This window comes from Streptococcus sp. 1171_SSPC (assembly GCF_001069335.1).
Lineage (GTDB): Bacteria > Bacillota > Bacilli > Lactobacillales > Streptococcaceae > Streptococcus > Streptococcus xiaochunlingii.
Genome location: NZ_JWAK01000015.1, coordinates 111514 through 131746, shown reverse-complemented (window position 1 = coordinate 131746; position 20233 = coordinate 111514). Strand labels below are relative to the sequence as shown.

Genomic DNA, 20233 nt, shown 5'->3' with positions numbered 1-20233 from the left:
GGTTTAGCTTAGCGAATTTGCTCAAAGTGCAAGTGAACAGCGATGTGGTCTCCATAGCCACTTCGTTCCAAATCGCGTTGCAAACGATAAGAAATATAGTGTTCAGCAATGGTAATATAACCAGCACCAAGTAAACGGTGCTCAACCATTGATTGGATCATGCTGATTGTGGCACGTTCCACTTTCGCTTCTTCCAAATCCATCACAACTTTTTTAGTCACTTGCGCCAAGTTTTGGCGAAGATCATCGGTCAAGACATAGACTGTTTGTGCTGCCTTCAAAACAGCTTGATAGATTTTATCTGGATCAAATTCTACAACTTCACCACTACGTTTAATGACTTCCATCTTATTCTCCTTGATCATCAATATACTTCTATTATCTAAATAAATAGGGGATTTGTCAAGAATCTAAAACGTCAATAATCCGGACGAAGAACTCCCGTAATGATTTCTTTGGTCGCGTGGTAATCCCCATCCACTACAACCTTGATAATGCGCTTCGCTTCCTCAGCAGGAGCTGGCACTAATGGCAAACGAGTTGGCCCTGCTTCAAAGCCCATATAGTTCAAGACTGCTTTAACTGGAGCTGGACTTGGATAAGAGAAGAGAGCATTGACTTTCGGGATAAATTGGCGCTGAATGGCCGCCGCTTTTTTAATATCATTATTTTCAATGGCTAGGAACATTTCGTGCATTTCATCCCCATTGGTATGAGATGCTACTGAAATCACCCCATCTGCCCCAAGGTTCATGGCATGGAAAGCATCTCCATCCTCTCCCGTATAAATGAGGAACTCCTCTGGCTTGTGCTCAATTAAATAAGCCATATTGGCAAGGGTTGTACACTCTTTTACCCCGATGATATTTGGATGTTCTGCCAAACGAAGCATGGTTTCTGGTGTCATTTCGACAACCACGCGCCCAGGAATGTTATAGATTATGATTGGCAAGTTAGAAGCGTCTGCAATAGCCTTAAAATGCTGGTACATACCTTCTTGAGAAGGTTTGTTGTAATAAGGGACAATCGCTAATCCGGCAGCAAAACCACCAAATTGGTCGACTTCTTTTACAAACTCAATCGAGTCGCGAGTTTCATTGGTCCCGACACCAGCAATCAAAGGAACCCGTCCGTTGACTACCTTTTGCACCGCTGCAAAAAGTTCTAATTCTTCATCGTGTGTTAGAGTTGGACTTTCAGCTGTGGTACCAGCTAAAAGAATCCCATCTGTGTGATGAGCCAAAAGATGTTCAATAAGCGGAGGAATAGCCTCAAAATTAATCGAACCATCTTCATGGAAGGGAGTGATAAAGGCAGTGATCATTCTACAATTTTTTAAATCTTGATAAGACATACATACTCCTTCTTGAGACAACCATAGGGAAGAGGGACAGCACCAAAAGTTGATAGCTGTCCCCTATTACAATTTATTTAGTTAATGAATCATTTCAACTCAAACTTCAACTCAGCTGTTGGGCGCACGAGTCCACGTTCATGAAGGGTTTCTGCAATTTGAACTGAGTTCCAAGCAGCTCCTTTAAGAAGGTTATCAGAAACCACCCACATATGAATCCCTTTTTCAGCATCCAAGTCTTTACGGATACGACCAACAAAGGTATCGCGAGAACCAACCGCATTGATAGCTTGTGGGTATACTTGATGAGCCACATCATCTTCCAACACTGCTCCTGGGAAGGCAGCAATAGCAGCTTTTACTTCTTCGATTGGTGCTACTTCTTTGGTCTCAATGTAAACTGACTCTGAGTGAGCTGACAAGACTGGAATACGTACACATGTTGCTGATACGGCAATGCTATCGTCTTCCATGATTTTCTTAGTTTCGTTCGTCATCTTCATTTCTTCATATGTGTAGTCATTATCAGTGAAGACGTCAATTTGAGGAAGGGCGTTAAAGGCGATTGGATAATGTTTCTTATCGCCACCTGAAGGTAAGATTTCCGCGTGCAAATCACGTGGATCCACTCCATCATTCAATACTTCACGCAATTCACGTTGGGTTTCAAGAATGGCTCCCATACCAGCACCAGAGACAGCTTGGTAAGTAGACACGATGATACGGTCCAAGCCCCATTTCTGACGAACAGGCTCAAGAGCTACCATCATTTGAATGGTTGAACAGTTAGGACAGGCGATGATTCCGTTATGGGCATCAAGCGCATGTGCATTTACTTCAGGAACAACCAATGGTACATCTGGATTTTGACGGAAGTAAGAAGTGTTATCTACTACGACCGCACCAGCTTTAACAGCATATGGTGCATATTTAGCTGAAGTTGATCCTCCAGCTGAGAAGAGAGCGATATCTACTCCTGCAAAAGCCTCTTCAGTTGTTTCTTCAATGGTCACGTCTTGCCCTTTGAATTGCAAGACCTTCCCTGCTGAACGCGCAGATGCAAGGTAGCGAATCTTATCAATTGGAAGACTTGATTCTTCCAGCATTTTGATCATTTGTGCACCAACGGCACCTGTAGCACCGACAACAGCAACTGTATATCCCATAATAAAACCTCTTTCGGAATTTTCTAAAAATTTGTGAATTTTATCTATTATACTATTTTTCCCTACAAATGAAAAGTGTATTTTACACTTATAAAAACAAAATAATCCCGATCTAAGACCGGGATAGTTTCTAGATATCGAATAGCTTTTATTGAAAATTAATGGATTTCATAATCCAAATCATTCAAATTCTTCTTGCCTTGAGTATCTTCCAATAAAAATGGCACCTGTTGCATCCCTTTGATACCCGCCACTAGTGAAGTTGGGAAGGTTACTATTGCTTGGTTGATTTGGCTAATATTACTATTAACAATACGTTTAGAAGCTGCCAAATCTTCATTTTCGTCTGCAATTTCTTTTTGCAAGGCCAAGAATTGGTTAGAAGATAAGAGATCTGGATAATTCTCACCTACTGCTCGGATTTGTGCCAAGACATCATTTTGATTGGCAATAACTTGGTTGGATTCTTGGATAGAGGCACCTTGACGAAGGGCTACTAATTCGGTAAAGACTTTCTCTTCATGTTTGGCGTAGGCCTTAGCTGCCTTCAACATTTCAGAAATGGTATCGTAGCGTTTGACAAGAATTATATCAACCGTTCTCTTTGCTTCTTCAATCATGACCTGATAACGATTCAAGCGATTGCTTTCACCGATAAACCACATAACAATGACAAGAGCAAAAACGACGATGGCAATAAATAATCCTAACATAGTTATTCTCCTTTAAATATATTGGTTAATTCATCAATGAGATCAATCTCCCTACAGAGTTTTTGATACTCTGCAGCAATCGAAAGACTTTCGATTGCATCTTTTCTATTCGGTGTTGGGAAAAGGTAGCGGTTAGTATATAAGGAAATATAGAGTGTATCTTGTACTAAATACACACACATAGCATTTTGAGAAATTTGCTGATCAAACCATTCTAGGATCTTGGGTTTTAAGAATTTTCGAGCAGCCAGTTCATCTGTACAATAGATATTGTAATTTTCATTGTTTCGGATATCTTCTGTTTCAATTTGAACTTCATTAGGTCCAGCACCCGGATAGGCACCTTTTAGTTCTCTTTTTAAAAACAAAGATTTCTTGGTTGGAACAACTCTCAAGTGCCCTGGAAATGAGATAGGAGCTTTTAAAGAAAAAATCTGACCAGCAAAATCTTCAACTTCTTCTCTGACCGTATGAGTTTCCCCACTTGAGTCTCTCTTTGTTCGCGTCTCAATATGATAAGCATAGAGATTGGCTACTACGAGATTCTTTTCATCATGGAAAGACAATTGATGAAAGAGATCAAACTTAGTCGATCTCGGACTAATGACCTGCAGGACATTCATTGGGTAGTCAGCTGTCAGAGTTAGCTCCGCTTGAGGAAAAACTTCTTTCAGGATGGGACAAAGAAAATCTGTAATATAAATCTCTTCATTGGATCGAACCTGATCTCCGAATAAGGCTTTTCGTTTTTTGTATGCCGGTAAATAATAAAACACCACTACAAGAAGAATGATAACAATCGCTGCTCGCCATCTAACAAGTTGGAAGGAGAGAAAAGCTAGAATACCACCAAGAATAGTGGCGTTTCTCCAATGAAGATTATTCTTCATTTGTTACTTCATAATGAGCAACTTAGCCTGATATTGTTCTAATTTTTCCAGTTCACTGATACGTTGAAACGTTTCTTGTGACCACTTGTTGTTTGGACTGTTTTGATCATACACTATAACCATCTCCTTTCAAACACAAATGAATCCATTTATTTACATCATTATATCACCGGTAGTCATAAGAGGCAAACAAATTTATGTATTTGCTTACTATGAATTTTTACAAAAAAAATCCCTTACCACATGGTAAGGGATTCGAGGCATCTTTCGATGAGAACAGCAGGTTCACACAACTGTTCAAGGTCCGCTCCTGCGTTACAATTAAATGTAGACCTCCTCAGCGCAAAAGGCTCCTAAGAGCCAATCGACTCATCGCATAAACTTAGTGTACCATGAACGGCCCAAAAAAGTCAAGAGGCTCGTTCTAGACTTCCTTTTAAATAACTTAAAAGAAATTGAGCAAAGCTAAGCTCCTTCTAATTTTTACATTAGGGGCTTCACAGGCCCTTCGATCGTCTTTTGCATCCAGACAATATCATGCCATTGATCAAATTTATAGCCAATTTTAGGAAAATGAGCAACTTTCACATAGCCACGTTTCTCATGGAGGGCGATACTAGCTGGATTTGGCAGGGCAATGCAAGCTAAGAAACGTAAATAACCACGCGCCTCCAACTCCGACTCTAATGCCTCATACAATCGAGAACCCAGACCTTGCCCACGACGATCTTGATCCACATAGACGGATACTTCCACCGCCCAATCATATGCTGATCGATCATAATAGCTTGAGGCATAGGCATAAGCAAGGACTTGACCGTCTACTTCTGCTACTAAATAGGGAAAACGTTGAAGGATCTTTTCGATACGCCCTTCAAATTCCTCAATGGTCGGAACCTGGTATTCAAAAGTGATGGCTGTTTTCTCAACATAGGGAGCATAAATCCTGACAAGTTCAGGAGCATCTTCAAGGGTGACTGGTCGTATCTTCAGCATGGTCTTCTCGCTTTCTATTTCTCTATTATACCCCAAAAGCACAAAAATAGAGGTTGTCCGCCAACCTCTATATATTTTATTAGAACAATCCTAAAGCAGTCCCATCTTCTGCTACATCCATGTTCAAAGCAGCAGGACGTTTTGGTAATCCAGGCATAGTCATCACTTCACCTGTCAAAGCAACAATGAAGCCTGCACCAGTCTTAGGTACCAATTCGCGAATGGTAATGTCAAAACCAGACGGCGCCCCGAGGAGACTTGGATCATCTGAGAAACTATATTGGGTCTTAGCCATACAAACTGGCAACTTGTCCCAGCCATTTTTCACGATTTGAGCAATCTGAGTTTTGGCTTTCTTCTCAAAGACAACATTGTCGGCCCGGTAAATTTCTTGGGCAATCTTAGTGATCTTTTCTTCAACAGAAAGGTCATTATCATAAAGACGAGTGTAGTTGGCTGGACTTGTTTCAAGTGTCTCCACTACTGTTTCTGCTAGGGCCAATCCTCCATCAGCACCATCAGCCCAAACGCTCGCCAATTCAACAGGAACTTGAATAGAAGCACAGAGTTCTTTCAGAGCTGCAATTTCAGCTTCTGTATCTGTGACAAATTCATTAATAGCCACTACTACAGGAACTCCAAATTTACGCATATTTTCTACGTGGCGCTCCAAGTTCGCAAAACCTGAACGAACAGCTTCTACATTTTCTTCAGAAAGAGCATCTTTGGCAACTCCACCATTCATCTTCAAAGCACGAATCGTTGCGACAATCACCACTGCAGATGGGCTAACAGGAAGATTTGGTGTTTTGATATCCAAGAATTTTTCAGCTCCCAAATCCGCGCCAAAACCTGCTTCTGTCACTACGTAATCGGCTAAACGAAGAGCGGTTGAGGTAGCTAAAACAGAATTACATCCATGGGCAATATTAGCAAAAGGTCCACCATGAACAAAGGCTGGCGTTCCATAGATGGTTTGGACCAAGTTTGGCTTGATCGCATCTTTCAGAATCAAGGCAAGCGCCCCTTCTACTTCTAAATCGCGGACATAAACTGGACTACGATCATAACGGTAACCAATCACAATATTGGCCAAACGACGTTTCAAGTCTTCAATATCTGTCGCCAAGCAAAGGATGGCCATAATCTCAGAAGCAACGGTGATATCAAACCCGTCTTCACGAGGAATCCCATTGAGCGGTCCACCAAGACCGACCGATACGTGACGCAAAGCACGGTCATTCAAGTCCACTACCCGTTTCCAGATAATCCGACGTTGGTCAATGCCTAGCTCATTTCCTTGATGCAAATGATTGTCGATCAAAGCTGAAAGTGCATTATTTGCTGTTGTAATGGCATGCATGTCACCCGTGAAATGAAGGTTGATGTCTTCCATTGGTAGAACTTGTGCATAACCTCCACCTGCTGCTCCCCCTTTAATCCCCATAACAGGACCTAAAGAAGGTTCGCGAATGGCAATCATGGTTTGTTTGCCAATTTTATTTAAAGCATCTGCTAAACCAATGGTGATGGTAGACTTTCCTTCCCCTGCTGGAGTCGGGTTAATGGCGGTTACCAAGATGAGCTTTCCTGGTTCTTCCTTCTGAACGGCTTGGATCTTGTCAAAGGTTAATTTTGCCTTGTACTTTCCATAGAGTTCTAGGTCATCGAAGTGAATACCCAATTTCTCTACCACATCTGTGATTGGTTTCAATTCAATACTTTGTGCAATCTCGATATCTGTCTTCATCTGAATCTCCTCACTATTTAATAATCCTATTATACAGAAATTTCACAAGGATATATATTTTAAATCTCAAACTTTTCTCATTCGTTCGGTTTTTGCTTAGTAACTCTGCTTTTTCAGCCTTTATTCCAATTTCTTATACCCCTCTATATGAAATAACTATGAGTCCCTTCGTCGTCTACTCTACCGCCTTTGTATCCCCTTGACCAACAATCGCAAGAGCCGTGTTCTTGGCTTTACTAAAATATAAAATTCTTGTAAAATAAGCCTATGAATATTTTGATTACTTCCGGTGGGACGAGTGAAAAGATTGATCAGGTTCGTTCGATTACCAACCATTCCACTGGTCAACTTGGAAAAATCATTTCCAAACGTTTTTTAGAGGCAGGTTTTTCTGTGACTCTGGTGACAACTCCAACTGCGGTTCAGCCTAAAGAACATCCTCATTTAAGAAAGATATTTATCAAAGATGTCGCTGAACTTCAAACAGTCCTTGAAAAAGAAACTCCAACTCACCAGGTGCTCATCCATGCTATGGCTGTCTCTGACTACAGCCCTGTCTATATGTCAGGTTTCCAGGCTGTCAAAGAAGCTAGCAATTTAGAGCATTTTCTTCATCAAACCAACCAGGAATCGAAAATTTCTTCAGAGGAAGATTACCAAGTTCTCTTTTTAAAGAAAAATCCTAAGTTGATTTCCTTAGTAAAAACATGGAATCCAGACATTCGCTTGATCGGCTTTAAACTGCTGGTTGGTGTAGCACAGGATCAACTCCTAGCCGTTGCTCGTGCAAGTCTCGAAAAAAATCAGGCAGAAATGATTGTTGCCAATGACTTAAGCGAAATTCAAGACGGAAAACATCGAGCTTACTTAGTTACGAAAGATGCTACTCAAATAGCCGAAACGAAATTGGATATTGCTCAAAAAATTTATCATCACATTAGGAACAAAGGATAAAACCTATGGCGAATATACTACTGGCTGTAACTGGGAGCATTTCTGCCTACAAGGCAGCAGACCTCACCAGTCAATTGACCAAGCTCGGTCACCAGGTAAAGATTCTTATGACTCCTGCAGCTACAGCTTTTATTACCCCTCTAACACTTCAGGTCCTCTCCAAACAAGCTGTCCTGGTAGAGGTCATGACAGAAGACGATCCAAAACAAATCCAACATATTGACTTGGGGAAAGAGGCTGATCTTTTTCTAGTCGCTCCTGCAAGTGCCAATACCATTGCAAAATTAGCCCACGGCTTTGCAGATAATATCGTAACAAGCACTGCTTTGGCCCTCCCGTCTGAGGTGAAGAAATTCCTAGCACCCGCTATGAATACCAAGATGTTGGACCACCCCGCTACACAAAACAATCTTGAAACTCTAAAAAGCTACGGCTACCAAATCATCCCACCGCGTGAAGCTTTACTAGCTTGTGGCGATCAGGGATCTGGCGCTTTAGCTTCCATCGAAACCATTCTAACTACTATACAGGAGTCCCTTAAATGAGAAAATCTTCTTCATCCATTGCACAAATTTCTATCTTCTTCGCTATCATGGTGACCATTCATTTTACATCAACCATGATCTTTCAATTCTTCCCCTTTCTAATTCCACCGACCTTCGTCCATATTCCAGTGGTCATTGCCTCTATTCTTTATGGACCTCGTATTGGTGGGACCTTGGGACTCTTGATGGGACTCTTTAGCCTCACCATCAACACCATCGTTCAGCTACCAAGTAGTTATTTATTCAGTCCTTTTGTTGAAAAAGGAAACCTTTACTCTCTGATTATCGTACTGGTTCCCCGTATCCTCATCGGGATCACCCCCTACTTTGTGTACAAGTTGATCCATAATAAATCCGGACTGGCAATCGCTGCAGCGGTTGGATCTTTCACCAACACTTTCTTTGTGCTTTCAGGTATTTTCATCTTCTTTTCAAAAAATTATCCAGGTGGTATCCAAGCTTTCCTCGGTGCTGTTTTAACCACCAACTCATTGATTGAGGTCCTTGCGACAGTCATTTTGACTCTAGCAATCATCCCACCTCTCTCAAAAGTTAAGAATTCATTATAAGTCATTTTCGTTTATCACACTTTTCAAATGAAGGTGTGATTTTTTTGTGGACACTCAGCATTTAAATTTGAAAACAATTGCTATTGAATCTAGTTTTTTCAGAAAAAAAATGCTATAATGTAAGCGATTAATTTATAGAAATAAGGAGTTGCACTATGACTTATCAAGAAAACTTCCAAAAATGGGCTGATTTTGCTGATCTACCAGACTACCTTCGTCGTGATTTGGAAAACATGGATGAAAAAACGAAGGAAGATGCCTTCTACACAAACCTTGAATTCGGTACTGCAGGTATGCGCGGACTGATTGGTGCGGGTACAAACCGTATTAACATCTATGTAGTCCGTCAAGCAACCGAAGGTTTGGCTCGTTTGATTGAATCTAAAGGTGGAAATGAAAAAGAACGTGGTGTAGCCATCGCCTACGATAGCCGTCACTTCTCTCCAGAATTTGCCTTTGAATCAGCAGCCGTTCTTGCAAAACACGGTATTAAATCCTATGTCTTTGAAAGTCTCCGTCCAACTCCAGAACTTTCATTTGCTGTTCGTCACCTCAACTGTTTTGCAGGGATCATGATTACAGCTAGCCACAACCCTGCTCCGTTTAACGGATACAAGGTTTACGGTGAAGATGGTGGCCAAATGCCTCCACACGACGCGGACGCATTGACAACTTATATCCGTGCCATTGACAATCCTTTCGCTGTAGAAGTTGCGGATGTAGAAGCTGAAAAAGCATCTGGTTTGATTGAAGTCATCGGTGAAGCTATTGATGCTGAATACCTCAAAGAAGTCAAAGATGTTAACATCAACCCTGCTTTAATTGAAGAATTCGGTAAAGACATGAAGATTGTCTACACTCCACTTCATGGTACTGGTGAAATGTTGGCTCGTCGTGCTCTTGCTCAAGCAGGATTTGACTCTGTTCAGGTCGTTGAGGCTCAAGCAACTCCAGACCCAGACTTCTCAACTGTAAAATCACCAAACCCAGAAAGCCAAGCAGCCTTTGCACTTGCTGAAGAACTTGGTCGCCAAGTAGGCGCTGATGTTCTTGTCGCAACTGACCCTGACGCTGACCGTGTTGGTGTTGAAGTTCTTCAAAAAGACGGTAGCTACCTTAACCTTTCAGGGAACCAAATCGGTGCTATCATGGCTAAGTACATCTTGGAAGCTCACAAAAATGCTGGCACTCTTCCAGAAAATGCAGCCCTTTGCAAATCTATCGTATCAACTGACTTGGTAACGAAGATTGCTGAAAGCTACGGCGCAACTATGTTCAACGTCTTGACTGGTTTCAAATTCATCGCTGAAAAGATTCAAGAATTCGAAGAAAAACACAATCACACTTACATGATGGGATTTGAAGAAAGCTTCGGTTACTTGATCAAACCATTCGTACGTGATAAAGATGCGATTCAAGCTGTCCTTGTCGTTGCTGAGCTTGCTGCTTACTACCGCTCTCGTGGTTTGACTCTTGCAGATGGTATTGAAGAAATCTACAAAGAGTACGGCTACTATGCTGAAAAGACAATCTCTGTTACTCTTTCTGGTGTTGACGGAGCTGAGCAAATCAAAGCAATCATGGCGAAATTCCGTGAAAACGGTCCAAAAGAATTTAACGCAACAGCAGTTTCAATCACTGAAGACTTCAAAGCACAAACATCTACTGCTGCTGATGGCACTGTAACAACCTTGACAACTCCTCCAAGTGATGTATTGAAATACACACTTGCGGATGGTTCTTGGATTGCCGTTCGCCCTTCTGGCACAGAACCAAAAATCAAATTCTACATTGCCGTTGTTGGTGAAAGCAACGAAGATTCTCAAGCTAAAATTGCTAACATCGAAGCTGAAATCAATGCCTTTGTAAAATAAGCAACCACAAAAGATGAGATCAACCAATCTCATCTTTTTTTCGTATCAAAATACAGCATTTTTTCGCCCTTTATGGCATACTAGATTTATAAGAAAGCGAGGTAATCTCATGGAACAATTTTTAGAAGATATTAAAGATCTTGAAGTAACCACTGTTGCGCGCGCGCAAGAAGCCATCGACCAAAAAGAAACAGCAACCTTCTTTATTGGACGCAAGACTTGCCCATATTGCCGGAAGTTCGCTGCTAAATTAGCAACTGTAGTAGCCGAAACTAAAGCCCATATCTACTTCATTAATAGTGAAGAACCAAGTCAACTGGATGCTTTGCAAGTCTTCCGCTCTACCTATGGCATTCCAACTGTTCCTGGATTTTTACATGTCGAAGCCGGTGAAGTTACCGTTCGCTGCGACTCATCCATGTCAGAAGAAGAAATTAAAACATTCGCTCATCTATAAAAAAATTGAGGCTGGGACAAAAGTCCTAGCCTCTCAATTGTTTTTGGATTGTCGAGCACAATACGCAGTGGTTGAGTGGGCTCTACTACGCTGATTTCATCTGCTTTTACAGCCCTCCTCAACTGTGCGGAGGTGGGACGACGAAATCGAATTCTAACGAATTACCGATTTCTGTCCCACTCTCAATTTTCATTTTCTGTAAAAGTCGTCCAAATCTTTTGCTGGGGTTTGGCAAAAGGATAGGCCGAAAATTCTTCTGGTTGCAACCAAACAGTCGATTCACTGGTTGCTTGTTCTCCTTCTTTTACTAGGCCGTAACGAAGTTGAACCTGCCACTTGCGATGCGAAAAGACATGCTGGACCATGGGATAAGTTCTCTCTTGCCAATCAATGACCAAGTCATAGTCCTGTTCAAAGGAGAGAATCTCTAAATTGTCCTCTGCTTGTTCTTTCTCATCCAGTAGAGACAATTGGCCCAGGTTCTCAGTTAGACTATCCACTTCAATCAAGGGAAAATGCCAGAAGCCTGACAAGAGTCCTTCCCGCTCATTTTTTTCCAGCAGGTAGCGCCCTTGACTATCCTTGATAATAAAGGCTGTAAGATAGACTGGTACTGGTTTCTTCTTAGGAGCCTTGATGGGATAGCGATCCATGGTCCCATGTTGGTAGGCCGCACTAAACTCCTTGACAGGACTCTCTTCCGGCCGTGGGTTGACAGGGGACTCGATATCTGAGCCCAAATCCATCAAAGCCTGATTGAAATCACCCGGACGCTCTGGATCGATCAAGACTTCCATCATGGCTTGAAAAAACTTACGATTAGTCGGAACTCCGATATCGTAGTCAACCTCAAACAAACGAGCTAAAACCCGCATGACATTGCCATCCACTGCTGGCTCTGGCAAGCCAAAAGCAATACTGGCAATGGCACCAGCTGTATAAGGTCCAATTCCCTTGAGTTTAGAGATAGCCTCATAGCTTGATGGGAAAACACCCCCATGGTCCTCCATGATTTGCTGGGCAGCTTTCTGCATGTTGCGGACCCTCGAGTAATAGCCTAATCCCTCCCAAGCTTTTAATAGTTTTTCTTCAGGGGCTTGAGCCAGATCAGCAATCGTCGGAAACCAATCTAAAAAACGTTCATAATAAGGAATAACCGTATCGACACGTGTCTGCTGGAGCATAATCTCTGAGATCCATATTTTATAAGGATCCTGTGTCCGTCTCCAGGGGAGATCGCGTTTATTGGCATCATACCAGGCTAATAATTTTTCTCGGAAAGAGGCAATTTTTTCCTCCTCCCACATGATAATCCCGTAATCTTTTAAATCCATCATATTCCTAGTATACCATAGAATGACTTCTACTTTAGAGATTCTGACTCTACCATAAAAAGGCCTAGGAAATCCCTAAGCCTTTCAATCATTCTTATTGTTCCACAGCTTGAGCTGCTGTGATCAAGGTCAATTTGTAAACGTCATCTGCATTACATCCGCGAGAAAGGTCGTTAACTGGTTTGTTCAACCCTTGCAAAACTGGTCCTACTGCAGCAAAGCCACCAAGACGTTCTGCCATCTTGTACCCAATGTTACCCGCCTCAATACCTGGGAAGATAAAGACATTAGCTTGTCCTGCCACCTTGCTTCCTGGAGCCTTCAAAGCTGCTGTTTCTGGTACAAAGGCAGCATCAAATTGCAATTCCCCGTCAATTTCAAGGTCTGGACGAAGTTCATGAGCGATTTTTGTTGCTTCAACAACCTTATCAACACTTTCACCGAAACCAGAACCTTTGGTTGAATAGCTCAACATGGCAATTTTTGGATCGATGCCAAACATCTTGGCTGTGATAGCAGAGTTGATGGCAATTTCAGCCAGGCCTTCAGCATCTGGATTGATATTGATGGCACAGTCTCCAAACAAGTAGCGTTCAGATCCACGAACCATGAGGAAGGCACCTGAAGTGCGTTTGACATTCGGACGAGTTTTGATAATTTGAAGGGCTGGACGAACAGTTGCAGCTGTTGAGTGAATCGCACCTGAAACCATACCATCAACGATTCCCAGATGTACCAGCATAACACCAAAGTAGTTGACATCGTCTTGCAAAATTTGATGCGCTTCTTCTTCTGTCATTTTACCCTTCCGACGTTCTACCAAGGAAGCTACCATCTCATCAAAGCCTGCGTAAGAATGCGGGTCGATAACTTCGTATCCTTCCAAAACTCCTTCAATTTCAAGGTAAATACGAATCTTATCTGGATTACCAAGCAAGACAGGTGTAACGTCTGTTTCTTTTACAATCCGTTTTGCTGCTTGCAGAATACGGGGTTCTTCCCCTTCTGGTAACACAATACGAGCATTCTTACCAACGAGGTTGGCTTTGAGGCTTTCAAAAACTTCCATGAGTTTCTCCTTTGAAAAAAATTAAATATTTGATAACTGTTTTAAGACTTGGCTAAAATCATCTGGCAGAGAGCTTTCAATTCGGAGCTCCTCTTCCAAAAAAGGATGATAAAAAGCCAAGGAATGGCAATGCAAGGCTTGTCGAAGAATTCCATCTTCTAACGAACCTCCATAGAGATCATCTCCCAAAAGGGGGAAACCAATATGAGAAAAATGTACGCGAATCTGATGGGTCCGGCCTGTATGCAACTGGATATCCACTAGATGAATATCACCAAAAGACTGGACAATTTGGTAGCTGGTATGAGCATACTTGCCACCTTTTGCTACCTTTCGGGTAATAATGGAGTCTTCATCACGCGCAATGGGGGCAATGATATCCCCTTTGCTTTCCAACTCACCCTTGCCCTTTACCAATGCAAAGTAACGTTTTTGAATCGTCTTAGCCTGAAGTTGCTTATCCAAGCGAGCATGGGCATAGCCATGTTTGGCAAAAAGCATGATCCCACTGGTATCCTTGTCTAAACGGGTGACAATATGAACGAGCTGATTTTCATACTGATTGCGAACATAGTAACCCTTGACAAAGTTTGCAATGGTGTTGGAATGAAGGGAGCTAGGAATGGATGCCACTCCTGCTGGTTTGTTGATGGCCAAGAAATGATCGTCTTCGTACAAGATTTCCAAATCACGATCAATGGCATCCAAGGCTTCATAACTTTCCTCAGAGGGAATATCAATCGTTACCTTATCTCCGATATCCAGAAGATAAATGGCATTTTGTTCGACGCCATTGACTAAAATTTGGCCTCCAGAAAACTTGATCTTGGCCAATAAGCCTTTTGAAACCTGATGTTTCTTCAGAAAGGTTTTAACCTTGACATGTTCATCTGCAATAAACTCGAACCTCATTCGTCAATATCTCCGATAAAGGCATCCTTGACCCGATTCCAGAAACTGGTATGGCTTGGGCTCGCTACGAAATTGATCTTGTGATTATCAATCTGGTACTCAATATGGGCGATATTTCGATAGGAATAGGTTGAATTATCGACAGAGAGAATGTGAAAACCTGGCCGGCTAGGCGTGATTTCAATCTTATCTTTTTTGGGAACAATAATCGATGACCCCAAAGTTCGATAGACACGATTATTCAGACTAGCAATTTCAGCAATTTGAAGCGCTTCGATCGTCGGGTGAAGCACAGCTCCTCCCAAAGATTTGTTATAAGCTGTGCTACCTGTAGGGGTCGAAACCGTAATGCCATCCCCTCTGAATCGCTCAAAATGAACGCCATTGATGGTTAAATCAGCCACCATGGTTCGATCGCTGCGTTTGATTGTCGCTTCGTTAAGGGCTCGCATAATCTTCGTATCCCCATTATCAAAAGTCACTTTGACATTAAGGATTGGGTAAGATACCTTAGCACCTGTATCGAACTTGAGATTTTCTACCAACTTGTCAATCTCATCATCTAAATAGTCCGTATAAAATCCAAGATGCCCCGTATGCACTCCAACAAAACGAACCCGATCTAATTGACTCTCGTACTTATGAAAAGCCGAGAGCAACATACCATCCCCACCGATAGAGATCACGATATCCGGATGCTTCTCAGTTAAGATAAAATTATTCTTTTTTAATTTATAACGAAGTTGTTGAAAAACCTCTTCGCTCTGGCGTTTTCGATTTCGAATAATCGAAACCTTTTTACCTGTAGTCCTCATCTGTATCATCACTATTTCCGACGCCATCGTTTAATTTACGATGCATTGGATCAAAAAGAGCTTGCGCCTCCTGAATGGCATCACGAATGGCACCCATTTCCTCATCGAGTTGATAAGCCAAATTCGCGGTGACTTCAAGACGCTTCTTAATCTCGTCCGGAAAATCTCCTTTATATTTGTAATTTAATGAGTGTTCAATGGTGGCCCAGAAATTCATAGACAGAGTACGAATCTGAATCTCTGCCAAAATCGTTTCATAGCCATTAATGGTATCTACTGGATACTCTACCACTACATGATAGCTTCGATACCCACTTGATTTCTTGTGACGAATATAATCTCGTTCTTGAACCACGCGCATATCCTGACGCTTTCGCAAGACTTCTAGGACTTCGTCTACGTCGTCTACAAATTGAACCATGATTCTCAGACCAGCAATATCTTGCATATCTTGAGCCAGGTTCTCTTCAGAAATACTTCTGCGTTCCATCTTTTCGAGAATACTCTCAATCGGCTTCACACGACCGGTCACAAACTCGATTGGGGAATGCTTTTGTTGTTTGCGGTACTGCTTTCTTATCCCACGAAGTTTAATCTTCAATTCCCCAACTGCTTGGATATAGGGATCTAAAAAATTTTCCCAATCAATCGCCATTGAATCACCTTGTCATCTCAAAGTTTTTTGTATAAAATAAACACATCTATTATTATATCATAAAGAGCTTGCAAACGAAAGAAAAGGACGTAGCTATGAATCATTTAGAAATTGAATTTAAAACCTTACTAACCAAGGAAGAGTACCATTCTCTAGAAGACTTTTTCAAGGACCAACCTCCTATCCGGCAAACCAATCACTATATTGACACGCCCGACCATGCTATCCGGAATCATCGGATGGCCTTGCGAATTCGTACCTTAGCTGATCGGGCTGAGCTAACCCTTAAAGTGCCGCAAGATGCGGGACATTTTGAATACAATCAAGCCCTTACTTTTGAACAAGTAGAAACCTTTCTCTCCAAGAAGAAACTCCCTCAAGGTGAGATTGCCAGCTTTCTCACTGATTTAGACATTCCTCTAACTTCCTTAGATGTCTGGGGAAGCCTAGAAACAGAGAGACGGGAGAAAAGAATCCCTAAAGGTTTATTAGCTTTTGACCGTAGTCGCTATAACTCTATCGAGGACTATGAGTTGGAGATGGAGGTAGATGACGCCTCAGATGAAACTTATTTTCACGAATTTCTAAAGGAAAAACAAATTGAATACAAGCCAGCCAAAAGTAAAGTAGCAAGATTGGCCCAAAGTTTGCTAAAAAGCTGAAATTACTGAATTTTTTTGCTAAAATAAGACTAGACAAAAATATCTAAATGAGGATCAAACACATGTCAGAAAAAAACAATATGAAGCTCTTCGCACTCAACTCCAATCAAGAAATTGCACAAAAAATTTCGGAAGTTGCTGGCATCCCACTCGGAAAGCTTTCTTCACGTCAATTCTCAGATGGTGAAATCCAAATTAATATCGAAGAAAGTGTGCGTGGATATGATATTTACATCATCCAATCTACTAGCTTCCCAGTGAACAATCACTTAATGGAATTGTTAATCATGGTAGATGCTTGCCAACGAGCAAGTGCCCATACCGTAAACGTGGTCCTTCCATACTTTGGGTACGCTCGTCAAGACCGCACTGCTGCTCCTCGCGAACCAATTACAGCAAAATTGGTTGCCAACATGCTTGTCAAGGCAGGGGTAGACCGTGTTGTAACCCTCGATCTTCATGCGGTTCAAGTACAAGGCTTCTTCGATATCCCAGTAGACAATTTGTTCACGATTCCTCTATTTGCTGATCACTATATCAAACAAGGTTTAACCGGTTCAGATGTAGTGGTTGTCAGCCCTAAAAATTCTGGAGTGAAACGCGCACGCAATCTTGCAGAATATCTAGATGCCCCAATTGCTATCATCGACTACGCCCAAGACGACTCTAGTCGTGATGAGGGCTACATCATCGGGGATGTTAAAGGTAAAAAAGCAATCCTGATCGATGATATTCTAAATACAGGAAAAACCTTCTCTGAAGCTGCAAAAATTGTTCAACGCGACGGCGCTACTGAGATTTATGCCGTTTCAAGTCACGGACTTTTCGTTAAGGGAGCTGCGGAATTACTAGACCAAGCACCGATTAAAGAAATTTTAGTTACAGACTCTGTAGCAACCAAAGAACAAAAACCAAAAAATGTAAAATACATTACTGCAAGCGAATTGATTGGAGATGCCCTTGTTCGTATCCAAGAGCGTAAACCAGTTAGTCCACTCTTTGCATACCACAAGAAATAAGGTGATGGCGTGATTTATTTTGACAATGCGGCAACCACTCCCCTAAGCCCAGGAGTAATCAAGGTGATGACAGAAACGATGGAAACTAGTTTCGGTAATCCCTCTAGTCTCCACTCCCATGGTCGTCAAGCGAAAAAGATTCTTAGAGATGCTAGGGAATGTGTTGCAACTTGTTTAAAGACCTCTAGTCAACAGATTATCTTCACTTCTGGCGGGACCGAAAGCAATAACACCGTTATAAAAGGCTACTGTCTCAAACATAGACAGCAAGGGAAGCATATTATTACCACGGCTATTGAGCACCATGCCGTACTGGAACCGATTGAGTACTTAGTTAAAGAATATGGATTTGAAGTAACCATCATTCAACCGGTCGATCAAAAAATTCGCCCTGAAGATATTCGAGCTGCACTTCGTCCCGATACAATTTTAGTATCCACCATGTATGCCAACAACGAAACGGGTGATCTCTTGCCTATCAAGGCAATTTCTGACCTTTTAAAAGACCATCCTGCTGCTTTTCATGTCGATGCTGTTCAAGCCGTTGGTAAACTTACTGTAGCCCCTGAAGATCTAGGAGTTGATTTTCTAACCGCATCCGCCCATAAATTTCACGGGCCTAAGGGAGTTGGACTTCTCTATGCTAAAATACCTGACTTCTTCAATCTCTTACACGGGGGTGACCAAGAAGACAAGCGTCGAGCTAGTACAGAGAACTTGATTTCAATTGCTGGAATGGCTCAAGCCCTCAAAGAAGCAACTGATCAGTTAGACGCAAATTATCAGTATATTCAGAGCTTATCTGATCGTATCCTAACTGGCCTAGAAGATTTAGATTTCTATCTGAATGGCACAGACTCCAAGCTTCCTCATGTCTTGAACATTGGCTTCCCTGGTATCAGCAATGATATCCTACTGCTTCGTTTAGATATGGCAGGGATTTCAGTCTCAACTGGCTCTGCTTGTACTGCGGGGACTGTTCAGCCAAGTCATGTCCTTGCAGCGTATTACGGCGAAGATTCTCATCGCTTGAAGGAATCTATTCGCATTAGTTTATCCGAATTCAATACTTCTGATGAAGTCGATATTTTTATTACAAACATTCATAAAATTTTAGGAGAATTACATGGCATTTGAAACATCTGTCTCATTAACAAACTGTGATTACACATACGCAATCCATCCAAATATTAAAAAATATACCCTACGCGACAATACCTTTGCACAAACAAAGGTTGGTAACTACGAATTAAATCGTTTATTAGAAGCTATTCCAAATAGCGGAGATGGCTTTAAGTTAAAAATTATCATCAATAAGGATTTAACAGGATTTAAAATTAACATTACTGATAAGTCAGGCCTTCGTTTGGTGAATATTTTCAAAAATCCAGAAAACAAGATTATCCAACAAAAATTCTACTTCCTCATGGACAGTTTAGTTGAACGTGAGATCTTTGAAAGGATTGAAAAGTAATGACCAATGGTCCTGTAGTCCTCACCTATTTGGATGCATACCAAAAGGAACGTCAGGTTAGCTACGACAACATCGATCACTGTCTATTAGCCTTCTCAGGCTGTGTGACCATTCCAGATTCCTATCAGGTTGTTTCTGTGACCTACAAGGGGCACACCTTACCTTTTACTGGAAGAATCGGTGACTTCTATCGCTATCTGATTCAGTTTGATCAGAGTTTAAGAAATTCTAATTAACTAAGAAAAACACCATTTTGGTGTTTTTTTAGTATAAGATAGTTGCTTTTTTCACAAACTTTTTATAAAATAGATTTGAAAGGTTGTGATATTGTGAAACAAGATAAGACTAATCCAATTCCTCGTGCTACTGCTAAACGACTCTCCTTGTATTACCGCATTTTCAAACGCTTTAATGCAGAGAAAATTGAGCGAGCAAATTCAAAACAAATCGCTGAAGCCATCGGGATTGATTCCGCAACTGTTCGTCGTGACTTCTCCTACTTTGGAGAGCTAGGACGACGTGGTTTTGGTTATGATGTCAAAAAGTTAATGAATTTCTTTGCTGATCTCTTGAATGATAACTCCATCACCAATGTTGCTATCGTCGGGATTGGAAATATGGGGAGTGCCCTTCTTCACTATCGCTTCCATGAGCGAAACAAAATGAAAATTGTCATGGCATTTGATACGGATGATCATAAGTTAGTCGGCACTAAAAGTAAAGATGGTATTCCGATTTACGGCATCTCCACACTAAAAGAAAAACTTGAGGGACAAGAGATTCAAACAGCCATTTTAACCGTTCCAAGTGTAAAATCTCAAGAAGTTGCAGATTTACTGGTTGAAGCTGGTATCAAGGGAATCCTTAGCTTTTCTCCAGTACACCTAACAGTTCCAAAAGATGTGGTAGTCCAATATGTCGATCTAACCAGTGAATTGCAAACCCTTCTCTACTTTATGCGCAAAAATTCATGATAAGCAAAGAGGCTGGGACAAAAGTCCTAGCCTCTCAATTGTCTTTGGATT

Annotated in this window: 23 protein-coding genes; 11 read left to right on the top strand and 12 right to left on the bottom strand. The window is 41.5% G+C overall.

Going from position 1 to position 20233, the window contains the following annotated elements; genetic code table 11:
• Positions 1-8: 8 nt before the first annotated feature.
• The 7 genes from ADF75_RS02320 to ADF75_RS02290 all read right to left on the bottom strand — a co-directional run bounded on the left by ADF75_RS02320 (position 9) and on the right by ADF75_RS02290 (position 6869).
• Positions 9-347 carry an ATP cone domain-containing protein gene (locus tag ADF75_RS02320; RefSeq protein WP_006597242.1) on the bottom strand — a complete coding sequence of 113 codons (339 nt, stop codon included), beginning with the start codon at positions 345-347 and terminating at the stop codon, positions 9-11.
• A gap of 71 nt (positions 348-418) precedes the next feature.
• Positions 419-1354, bottom strand: coding sequence for a 4-hydroxy-tetrahydrodipicolinate synthase (gene dapA, locus ADF75_RS02315; protein ID WP_048715961.1), 936 nt, complete (start codon positions 1352-1354; stop codon positions 419-421).
• 89 nt (positions 1355-1443) lie between these two features.
• A complete protein-coding gene (locus tag ADF75_RS02310) occupies positions 1444-2520 on the bottom strand; it encodes an aspartate-semialdehyde dehydrogenase (protein ID WP_048715959.1) in 1077 nt (358 codons plus the stop codon).
• A 158-nt stretch (positions 2521-2678) separates the two neighbouring features.
• The gene (locus ADF75_RS02305) at positions 2679-3233 is read right to left on the bottom strand and encodes a LemA family protein (RefSeq protein WP_048715957.1); all 555 of its coding nucleotides are present in this window, start codon (positions 3231-3233) and stop codon (positions 2679-2681) included.
• Positions 3234-3235: 2 nt separating this feature from the next.
• Positions 3236-4123, bottom strand: a complete 888-nt coding sequence (locus ADF75_RS02300) for a DUF3137 domain-containing protein (RefSeq protein ID WP_229102040.1) — start codon at positions 4121-4123, stop codon at positions 3236-3238.
• Positions 4124-4606: 483 nt separating this feature from the next.
• Positions 4607-5119: a GNAT family N-acetyltransferase gene (locus tag ADF75_RS02295; RefSeq protein ID WP_048715955.1), complete on the bottom strand. Its 513-nt coding sequence runs from the start codon at positions 5117-5119 to the stop codon at positions 4607-4609.
• A gap of 79 nt (positions 5120-5198) precedes the next feature.
• Entirely contained in the window at positions 5199-6869 is a 1671-nt protein-coding gene (locus tag ADF75_RS02290) for a formate--tetrahydrofolate ligase (RefSeq protein ID WP_048788993.1), read from the bottom strand.
• A gap of 267 nt (positions 6870-7136) precedes the next feature.
• On the opposite strand from ADF75_RS02290, the gene ADF75_RS02285 reads away from it, so the two are divergent.
• The 5 genes from ADF75_RS02285 to ADF75_RS02265 all read left to right on the top strand — a co-directional run bounded on the left by ADF75_RS02285 (position 7137) and on the right by ADF75_RS02265 (position 11268).
• Positions 7137-7823, top strand: coding sequence for a phosphopantothenate--cysteine ligase (locus ADF75_RS02285; protein ID WP_048715952.1), 687 nt, complete (start codon positions 7137-7139; stop codon positions 7821-7823).
• A gap of 5 nt (positions 7824-7828) precedes the next feature.
• Positions 7829-8368 (top strand): phosphopantothenoylcysteine decarboxylase, encoded by a 540-nt coding sequence (coaC, locus tag ADF75_RS02280; RefSeq protein WP_048690459.1) that lies wholly within the window; start codon positions 7829-7831, stop codon positions 8366-8368.
• Positions 8365-8937 (top strand): ECF transporter S component, encoded by a 573-nt coding sequence (locus ADF75_RS02275; protein WP_048690457.1) that lies wholly within the window; start codon positions 8365-8367, stop codon positions 8935-8937. Before coaC ends, ADF75_RS02275 begins: the two co-directional genes overlap by 4 nt.
• A gap of 155 nt (positions 8938-9092) precedes the next feature.
• Positions 9093-10811, top strand: coding sequence for a phospho-sugar mutase (locus ADF75_RS02270; protein ID WP_048788992.1), 1719 nt, complete (start codon positions 9093-9095; stop codon positions 10809-10811).
• 109 nt (positions 10812-10920) lie between these two features.
• Positions 10921-11268 carry a thiol reductase thioredoxin gene (locus tag ADF75_RS02265; RefSeq protein ID WP_048788991.1) on the top strand — a complete coding sequence of 116 codons (348 nt, stop codon included), beginning with the start codon at positions 10921-10923 and terminating at the stop codon, positions 11266-11268.
• Positions 11269-11450: 182 nt separating this feature from the next.
• On the opposite strand, the gene mutY is transcribed toward ADF75_RS02265, so the two are convergent.
• From mutY to ADF75_RS02240, 5 genes are all read right to left on the bottom strand, one after another.
• Complete coding sequence (gene mutY, locus ADF75_RS02260; RefSeq protein ID WP_048788990.1) at positions 11451-12605, bottom strand: A/G-specific adenine glycosylase; 1155 nt, start codon at positions 12603-12605, stop codon at positions 11451-11453.
• 91 nt (positions 12606-12696) lie between these two features.
• The gene (gene pta, locus ADF75_RS02255) at positions 12697-13671 is read right to left on the bottom strand and encodes a phosphate acetyltransferase (protein ID WP_048788989.1); all 975 of its coding nucleotides are present in this window, start codon (positions 13669-13671) and stop codon (positions 12697-12699) included.
• 21 nt (positions 13672-13692) lie between these two features.
• Positions 13693-14583, bottom strand: a complete 891-nt coding sequence (locus ADF75_RS02250; RefSeq protein WP_048788988.1) for an RluA family pseudouridine synthase — start codon at positions 14581-14583, stop codon at positions 13693-13695.
• Positions 14580-15398, bottom strand: a complete 819-nt coding sequence (locus ADF75_RS02245; protein ID WP_281281320.1) for an NAD kinase — start codon at positions 15396-15398, stop codon at positions 14580-14582. Before ADF75_RS02245 ends, ADF75_RS02250 begins: the two co-directional genes overlap by 4 nt.
• Positions 15382-16053, bottom strand: a complete 672-nt coding sequence (locus ADF75_RS02240; protein WP_048690012.1) for a GTP pyrophosphokinase — start codon at positions 16051-16053, stop codon at positions 15382-15384. The genes ADF75_RS02245 and ADF75_RS02240 overlap by 17 nt, the downstream gene beginning before the upstream one ends.
• Positions 16054-16148: 95 nt before the next feature.
• On the opposite strand from ADF75_RS02240, the gene ADF75_RS02235 reads away from it, so the two are divergent.
• The 6 genes from ADF75_RS02235 (at position 16149) to ADF75_RS02210 (ending at position 20182) form a co-directional block, all read left to right on the top strand.
• Entirely contained in the window at positions 16149-16715 is a 567-nt protein-coding gene (locus ADF75_RS02235; RefSeq protein ID WP_048789043.1) for a CYTH domain-containing protein, read from the top strand.
• Positions 16716-16777: 62 nt separating this feature from the next.
• Positions 16778-17734: a ribose-phosphate diphosphokinase gene (locus ADF75_RS02230; protein WP_048788987.1), complete on the top strand. Its 957-nt coding sequence runs from the start codon at positions 16778-16780 to the stop codon at positions 17732-17734.
• A gap of 9 nt (positions 17735-17743) precedes the next feature.
• On the top strand, positions 17744-18871 hold the full coding sequence (locus ADF75_RS02225) for a cysteine desulfurase family protein (RefSeq protein ID WP_048788986.1): 1128 nt from the start codon (positions 17744-17746) through the stop codon (positions 18869-18871).
• Positions 18861-19208 carry a DUF1831 domain-containing protein gene (locus tag ADF75_RS02220; protein ID WP_048689998.1) on the top strand — a complete coding sequence of 116 codons (348 nt, stop codon included), beginning with the start codon at positions 18861-18863 and terminating at the stop codon, positions 19206-19208. The genes ADF75_RS02225 and ADF75_RS02220 overlap by 11 nt, the downstream gene beginning before the upstream one ends.
• Positions 19208-19444, top strand: coding sequence for a DUF4649 family protein (locus tag ADF75_RS02215; protein ID WP_048788985.1), 237 nt, complete (start codon positions 19208-19210; stop codon positions 19442-19444). Before ADF75_RS02220 ends, ADF75_RS02215 begins: the two co-directional genes overlap by 1 nt.
• A 93-nt stretch (positions 19445-19537) precedes the next feature.
• Entirely contained in the window at positions 19538-20182 is a 645-nt protein-coding gene (locus ADF75_RS02210) for a redox-sensing transcriptional repressor Rex (protein ID WP_048690030.1), read from the top strand.
• The last annotated feature ends 51 nt before the right edge of the window (positions 20183-20233 follow it).

Coding starts and splice junctions, on each gene's coding strand:
- ADF75_RS02270 (WP_048788992.1), top strand. CDS start 9,093: ATGACTTATCAAGAAAACTTCCAAAAATGGGCTGATTTTGCTGATCTA.
- ADF75_RS02265 (WP_048788991.1), top strand. CDS start 10,921: ATGGAACAATTTTTAGAAGATATTAAAGATCTTGAAGTAACCACTGTT.
- ADF75_RS02245 (WP_281281320.1), bottom strand. CDS start 15,398: ATGAGGACTACAGGTAAAAAGGTTTCGATTATTCGAAATCGAAAACGC.
- ADF75_RS02295 (WP_048715955.1), bottom strand. CDS start 5,119: ATGCTGAAGATACGACCAGTCACCCTTGAAGATGCTCCTGAACTTGTC.
- mutY (WP_048788990.1), bottom strand. CDS start 12,605: ATGATGGATTTAAAAGATTACGGGATTATCATGTGGGAGGAGGAAAAA.
- ADF75_RS02220 (WP_048689998.1), top strand. CDS start 18,861: ATGGCATTTGAAACATCTGTCTCATTAACAAACTGTGATTACACATAC.
- ADF75_RS02215 (WP_048788985.1), top strand. CDS start 19,208: ATGACCAATGGTCCTGTAGTCCTCACCTATTTGGATGCATACCAAAAG.
- dapA (WP_048715961.1), bottom strand. CDS start 1,354: ATGTCTTATCAAGATTTAAAAAATTGTAGAATGATCACTGCCTTTATC.
- ADF75_RS02320 (WP_006597242.1), bottom strand. CDS start 347: ATGGAAGTCATTAAACGTAGTGGTGAAGTTGTAGAATTTGATCCAGAT.
- ADF75_RS02235 (WP_048789043.1), top strand. CDS start 16,149: ATGAATCATTTAGAAATTGAATTTAAAACCTTACTAACCAAGGAAGAG.
- ADF75_RS02230 (WP_048788987.1), top strand. CDS start 16,778: ATGTCAGAAAAAAACAATATGAAGCTCTTCGCACTCAACTCCAATCAA.
- ADF75_RS02275 (WP_048690457.1), top strand. CDS start 8,365: ATGAGAAAATCTTCTTCATCCATTGCACAAATTTCTATCTTCTTCGCT.
- ADF75_RS02240 (WP_048690012.1), bottom strand. CDS start 16,053: ATGGCGATTGATTGGGAAAATTTTTTAGATCCCTATATCCAAGCAGTT.
- ADF75_RS02305 (WP_048715957.1), bottom strand. CDS start 3,233: ATGTTAGGATTATTTATTGCCATCGTCGTTTTTGCTCTTGTCATTGTT.
- ADF75_RS02310 (WP_048715959.1), bottom strand. CDS start 2,520: ATGGGATATACAGTTGCTGTTGTCGGTGCTACAGGTGCCGTTGGTGCA.
- ADF75_RS02290 (WP_048788993.1), bottom strand. CDS start 6,869: ATGAAGACAGATATCGAGATTGCACAAAGTATTGAATTGAAACCAATC.
- pta (WP_048788989.1), bottom strand. CDS start 13,671: ATGGAAGTTTTTGAAAGCCTCAAAGCCAACCTCGTTGGTAAGAATGCT.
- ADF75_RS02285 (WP_048715952.1), top strand. CDS start 7,137: ATGAATATTTTGATTACTTCCGGTGGGACGAGTGAAAAGATTGATCAG.
- ADF75_RS02300 (WP_229102040.1), bottom strand. CDS start 4,123: ATGAAGAATAATCTTCATTGGAGAAACGCCACTATTCTTGGTGGTATT.
- ADF75_RS02250 (WP_048788988.1), bottom strand. CDS start 14,583: ATGAGGTTCGAGTTTATTGCAGATGAACATGTCAAGGTTAAAACCTTT.
- coaC (WP_048690459.1), top strand. CDS start 7,829: ATGGCGAATATACTACTGGCTGTAACTGGGAGCATTTCTGCCTACAAG.